This window comes from Crocosphaera sp., assembly GCF_030064895.1.
In the GTDB taxonomy this organism is placed as follows: Bacteria; Cyanobacteriota; Cyanobacteriia; order Cyanobacteriales; family Microcystaceae; genus Crocosphaera.
In genome coordinates, this window is sequence record NZ_JASJEB010000180.1 from 1 (window position 1) to 5,006 (window position 5,006).

Genomic DNA, 5,006 nt, shown 5'->3' on the forward strand with positions numbered 1-5,006 from the left:
ATATAGCAGTCGCCAAGGCTATTAGGACATTTTTCTGTTGCCTGTTGCCTGTTGCCTGTTGCCTTAAAATACAATTTATGTGTCCTAACTAACCTGTCTATTGCTATATATTGGAACTACTCAAGCTGCTTGTCGACTTCATTTGTCCGTTCAGCGTGTCCGAAAACTAGCTATAGACGGTCGTATTGAAGGAGCCTATAAAGAAAATGGTCACTGGCAATTCCCTGTATCTTCTGATGGGATGCCAAAAATAAGCCGTAAAAATAAAGGACCAAAAGGTCGCTGGCGAATACGCAAACAAGAAATAATGACCTTTATCCATGTAATTCAGACTATACTCAGATATAATCGCGACAATAAGACCCAGTACCCCGTGATTGCCGTGAAAATGGGGGGACATAGTTTCTTGTGTAATGAGGTGAGAATTCCAGGGGTTGGCCGACTGATTTATGATCCAGAACACCAGAAAAACTGTGGCGCAACACTATGGTTTGAGATTGACCCAGATATTCCCTTGCAAATGAATAGCTTTATAGAAGTGTTGTAAATTCAATTAAAAATTCTATAAAATGTCTCGTTTTAAGTAGGGTTGCAAAACATCAGGAACCTTAACAGTTCCATCTGCTTGTTGATAGTTCTCTAAAATAGCGGCCATAGTTCTACCGATCGCTAACCCGGAACCGTTCAAAGTATGGACATATTGAGTCCCTTTTTTCCCTTTTTCTTTAAAGCGAATGTTCGCGCGTCTTCCTTGAAAATCCCAACAATTAGAGCAACTGGAAATTTCCCGATAACTATTAGAAGAGGGTAACCAAACTTCTAAGTCATAACATTTTGTTGCCCCAAAACCTAAGTCACCTGTACATAATTCTAAGACTCGGTAAGGCAATTTTAATGCCTGTAAAATTGCTTCTGCATCTTTGACTAATTGTTGATGTTCTGCTTCTGATGTTTCAGGATGGACTACTTTAACTAATTCTACTTTATTGAATTGATGCAGTCGAATTAGTCCCCGAGTATCCTTACCATAACTACCAGCTTCTCGACGAAAACAAGGGGTAAATGCACAGTGTTTAATGGGTAATTTTTCGGCTTCTAAAATTTCGTTACTGTACAAATTGGTAACAGGAACTTCTGCTGTTGGGGCTAACCATAAATCATCTTCAGGAACCTGAAAACTTTCCTCTGCAAATTTTGGTAATTGTCCCGTTCCTTGTAAAGCTGCACTATTAATTAAAACGGGGGGCATTACTTCTAAATATCCTGCTGCAATCTGTTGATCTAACATAAAATTGATCAATGCTCTTTCTAAGCCTGCACCAGCACCCACTAAAGCAATAAAACGACTTTGAGCAATTTTTACTGCTCTCTCTACTTCTAAAATACCTAATCTTTCAGCAATTTCCCAATGGGGTAATACTTCAATTTTGGGTAAAAACTCATCCCCCCATTTACGAATTTCTACGTTTTCCGTTTCGTCTTTTCCCATAGGAGTAGACTCACTGGGAAGATTCGGTAATTGTAATAATAATTCTTCGATTTCTGCTTTTAATTGTTTTTCTTGGGGTTCGAGTTCACTAAGTTTAGTTTTAACGGTATTTCCTTCCTCTTTTAAAGCTTTAATTTCTTCTCCTTTGGGATCAACTCCGCTTTTAATCTTCTGTCCAATTAATTTACCTATCTCATTACTGCGGGCCTGTAATTCAGTACGAATCGATTCTAGTTCCCTGGTGGTGCGATCGCGTTCTAAAATAGGAGTCAGATCGTATTGATCCGAGGCACTACGACGGTTTAGTAATGCTTGTATGGTGTCTGGAGTTTCTCGTATCTGTTTAAGGTCTAGCACGGACAATATTACCCTTTTCTATACAGTCCCTTTGTTAGAATAGCTGATTATGTCTGCATTGATCTATAACTTTTTACCTAACTTGTTGATTTTATCTATTTAAAAAAATAAGTTTTACTTATTTTGACAACAATGATAGAGTAGGTCAATTAGAAACTTGTCTAAAGTTATTATTATTTATACTATTATGAGTTACGAAATTATTGAACAATTCAATGCTGCTCAAATTGAAGATTTATGCGAACTTTATAAACTTGCATGGTGGTGTCATGATCGGCAACCCCCAGATATTAATATTATGTTGAAAAACTCGGATATTAACCTGGGAATTTGTGAGAAACAAAGCGGAAAATTAGTGGGATTTACTCGTGTTTTAACTGACTACATTTATCGGGCTACTATTTGGGATCTGATGGTAGCATCAAACTACCAAAAACAAGGTTTAGGCAGTCAATTAATGAACGAAGTTTTGAATCATTCTCAATTAAAAAATGTTAGAATATTTATGTTAATTTGTTTACCCGAAATGATTCCTTATTATGAAAAATTTTGGTTTGATGATCATGATGGTAAATATAAGTTGATGATTTGTGATGGTACTGTGAGTTATTAAACATAGGCAAGTTGTCGATTACGGAATAACTGGATAAAGGTATCACTAACGGTATGATCTTTGGTATCAGCAGCATATTGAATTAACTCTTCTCGTAGTTTTTTAGCAGCATCGAATGGCATCATAGTTGCTAAGAGAAAATAAACCCCACGAAATCGAGAATCACTGATATGATCTAGTAGTCTGTGTTTATTTTCTGGTTCTAGAAAAGTTTGTACAACAAAAAAGTCTTGAATTTTATCATGACGAAAATACCATTCTATGTTGGTTATATTTTTTTGTTTACTTGTAGATTTTTGTTTTATTTGACGACTAATAACCATTTTATAGCGTTCCATACATTGTAATTCTTTTTGCCAATTTTCAGCAGGTATTGTGTATTGATCATTAAGTCGCATTTGATAAACTACTTCAGAAAAATCTTTTAACGGGAATTTTTTAACTGGATATAACTGATCATAATCTTCTGCCATCATTTCATATTGTTCTTGTTGTAACTTCAAAAGATTGGGAGTTTTATTTTCAGCTAACATCTGAGCGATAATGGTTAATTCCATCGGATTAGAAAGCATTCGACGGATGGCATTTTTTTCTTCATGAGACTGTTTTTGTAATAATATTTTTCTTAAATAATCTCGACAAACTTCTTTATATTCTGTTTCTTGAAGGGGTGCATCTTGAGGTAAAATTTTTGTTCGAGAACATAAAAAGTCTTCGATTTGATTCTCTTGTAAAGGTTGCAAAATATAACTTTTAGCTGTAGAAGGTGGTGTCCATTCTAAAGGTTGGGTTGCCATAATAATATTGCCTTTGAAGTAACTTTCTAAAAACTGAGTAATCGTTGCTCTGGTATCGGGTGTGACTTCATTTAACCCATCAATACAGATATAGCAATAGACAGGCTAGTTAGGACACATAAATTATATTTTAAGGGAACAGGGAACAGGGAACAGGGAACAGAAAAATGTCCTAATAGCTTTGGCGACTGCTATATCTATAGCACCACTATAAATAAGATTCTTTAAAAAATTAGGATCTTCCTTGACATGGCCATGCAGTTTATTTTTAATGGCTTCGAGTACCCCTTGATCGCATTTTTTAGCAGGAAGATAAACCACAATACGTTGCGACTTTTTCGCTAAATCTCGTAGAAACATTGATTTTCCTAAACCTGATTCTCCTTCAAGAATTAGTTGACCTTTGATTTCAGGAATAACCTCTGGTATGGGTTTGCTTTCAATTGTTCCTACTTTCTGTTTAACATGAGAATTAGGAAAATAGGCATTAATGTCAAAGCTATCTAAATGAGCATCAGCTAATAAAGAATCTTTAAAAGGAGAAAACAGTCTCGAACGTAAAAAAGGAACCCAAGTTAAGGCAAAATCAACATAGTATAAACCTGCCCATTTACGAACTTTTGGGTTCCAAAAAAAGATCGCTTGGATAAAAGGGGATTTAGGATAACAAAAGATTAAAAGTAGCCAGAAACTACCATGAATAAGCAACAAATAACCCGTTTTTTCAACAATATGTCTATAGTGACGGGATTGTTTTTCTTCCCTAAGAATATCAATGGTTCGCTTGATATTTTTTATTGAATATTCATTCTCATTTAAAAATTCCTTGTCAGATTTTAAAGCTTTTAGAATGCTTTCAAATTCTTTAATAAAGCTGTCTAAATCTTTTGTTGATAGTTTTGATTGATCGTTTCTAATATCGGTAAGTTCTAATCCAATCTCACCCAAAGCAGAGGCTGCACTACTGCGAACAGAAGGATTATCATCCTGATTCTCCCCCGTAAGGACAGTCCTTAGAGCGTCAAGGGTTTCTGGTGACTTGTCCCAAATCTTACGCAAAGCATAGGCTGCACTACTGCGAACAGAAGGATTATCATCCCGATTCTCCCCCGTAAGGACGGTCCTTAGAGCGTCAAGGGTTTCTGGTGACTTGTCCCTAACCTTACCCAAAGCATAGGCTACACTGTTGCGAACATCAGCACTATAATCCCGATTCTCCCCCGTAAGGACGGTCCTTAGAGCGTCAAGGGTTTCTGGTGACTTGTCCCTAACCTTACTCAGAGCATCGGCTACACTGCTGCGAACATCAGCACTATAATCCCGATTCTCCCCCGTGAGGGCAGTCCTCAGAGCGTCAAGGGTTTCTGGTGACTTGTCCCCAATCTCACCCAAAGCATAGGCTACACTGTCGCGAACATCAGCACTATAATCCCGATTCTCCCCCGTAAGGACAGTCCTCAGAACTTGAAGGGTTTCTGGTGACTTGTCCCCAATCCTACCCAAAGCATAGACTGCACTTCTGCGAACAGAAGGATTATCATCCCGATTCTCCCCCGTGAGGACAATCCTCAGAGCGTCAAGGGTTTCTGGTGACTTGTCCCAAATCTTACCCAAAGCATAGACTGCACTACTGCGAACAGAAGGATTATCATCCCGATTCTCCCCCGTGAGGACAATCCTCAGAGCGTCAAGGGTTTCTGGTGACTTGTCCCAAATCTTACCCAAAGCATAGACTGCACTACTGCGAACA

At 37.6% G+C, this 5,006-nt stretch carries 5 protein-coding genes; 2 read left to right on the forward strand and 3 right to left on the reverse strand.

Features of this window, described 5'->3' with window-relative positions; genetic code table 11:
- Nucleotides 1-100 precede the first annotated feature (100 nt).
- Complete coding sequence (locus QNJ66_RS25930; protein WP_300511554.1) at nucleotides 101-547, forward strand: DNA-binding protein; 447 nt, start codon at nucleotides 101-103, stop codon at nucleotides 545-547.
- 15 nt (nucleotides 548-562) lie between these two features.
- On the opposite strand, the gene serS is transcribed toward QNJ66_RS25930, so the two are convergent.
- A complete protein-coding gene (gene serS / locus QNJ66_RS25935) occupies nucleotides 563-1,846 on the reverse strand; it encodes a serine--tRNA ligase (protein ID WP_300511555.1) in 1,284 nt (427 codons plus the stop codon).
- Between the two features lie 157 nt (nucleotides 1,847-2,003).
- Here serS and QNJ66_RS25940 point away from each other — a divergent pair, with 157 nt between their 5' ends.
- Nucleotides 2,004-2,459, forward strand: a complete 456-nt coding sequence (locus QNJ66_RS25940) for a GNAT family N-acetyltransferase (protein ID WP_300511556.1) — start codon at nucleotides 2,004-2,006, stop codon at nucleotides 2,457-2,459.
- On the opposite strand, the gene QNJ66_RS25945 is transcribed toward QNJ66_RS25940, so the two are convergent.
- Both QNJ66_RS25945 and QNJ66_RS25950 read right to left on the reverse strand, forming a co-directional pair.
- Complete coding sequence (locus QNJ66_RS25945) at nucleotides 2,456-3,256, reverse strand: hypothetical protein (protein ID WP_300511557.1); 801 nt, start codon at nucleotides 3,254-3,256, stop codon at nucleotides 2,456-2,458. The genes QNJ66_RS25940 and QNJ66_RS25945 overlap by 4 nt on opposite strands.
- A gap of 123 nt (nucleotides 3,257-3,379) precedes the next feature.
- Nucleotides 3,380-5,006, reverse strand: a 1,627-nt coding sequence (locus QNJ66_RS25950; RefSeq protein ID WP_300511559.1) for a sister chromatid cohesion protein PDS5, incomplete at its 5' end; no start/stop codon positions are given.